The sequence below is a fragment of the Mesorhizobium sp. M7A.F.Ca.US.005.03.2.1 genome, from assembly GCF_003997795.1.
In the GTDB taxonomy this organism is placed as follows: domain Bacteria; phylum Pseudomonadota; class Alphaproteobacteria; order Rhizobiales; family Rhizobiaceae; genus Mesorhizobium; species Mesorhizobium ciceri.
This window is the reverse complement of the sequence record NZ_RZRP01001432.1, coordinates 1-806: the sequence shown is the minus strand read 5'-3', so window position 1 is coordinate 806 and position 806 is coordinate 1. Positions and strand designations below refer to the sequence as shown.

Sequence of the window (806 nt, the reverse complement as noted above, 5' to 3'; positions counted from 1 at the left end):
CTGCCCATGAGGCCGCGCGGATCTGCGTGCCGGCGGCGAACCGGCGCGCGGCCCAGAAGCCGGCGCCGATGAAGACCAGGCCGAGTGCGATGCCGATGCGCAAGGTCAGCGCGTTGGACGTGGCCACCGGCAGTCCGTCGACGCCCAAGGCGCCGCCCGAAAAATCGGAAGCGATCAAGGTTGGCGGGATGATGCCGAGATAGATCAGCACCGTGACCAGTCCCGCGGCATAGAGGAGCGGCAGCGCCAGCGGACGATAAAGCGTGACCGCCACCATCGCGGCGATCACCACCGCGCCCGGCAAGGCATAGCTGGCGGCAGCAAAGGCCGGGTCGACCGACAGGCCCAGTGCCGAGAATGCGACGAACAGGCCAGGCACGATGGACGGCCAGTCGAAAGCCCTGTCTGGCGTGGTTTCGTCGCCACGGCGAGCGAGCCAGACAAGGGCGAGCACGGCCAGCGTGACGGCGTCGATGAACAGGATCGCAGAGAGCTTCGCCCCCGGCGCATCGGTCATATAGAGAATGGTCCAGACACCGGTGCCGAAAAAGGCAGCCGCCATCAGCAACTTCCAGTCGCGCATGCGGGCGATGACGCCGGTGGCGGCAAGCACGATGGCGAGATAGCCGAACAGCGCCCAGGGATTGGGTGCCTGCGAGGCGACCAGCACCGGCGTCACCATGGCGCCGACAAGGCCGATGCCGGCCAGCGCCTGGCCATGGACAAGGGCTGCCGCGAGCGTCGCCACGCCGATGACGCCGAGCAGCGTGAAGGCGAGTGCCGGGCCGATGAAGCCGTAGATGCCA

General features: G+C 68.0%; 1 protein-coding gene. It reads right to left on the bottom strand.

Annotated elements, in window-relative coordinates:
* The coding region (locus EN991_RS38290; protein ID WP_164769764.1) for a DUF2339 domain-containing protein at positions 1 to 806 on the bottom strand (806 nt) is incomplete at both ends.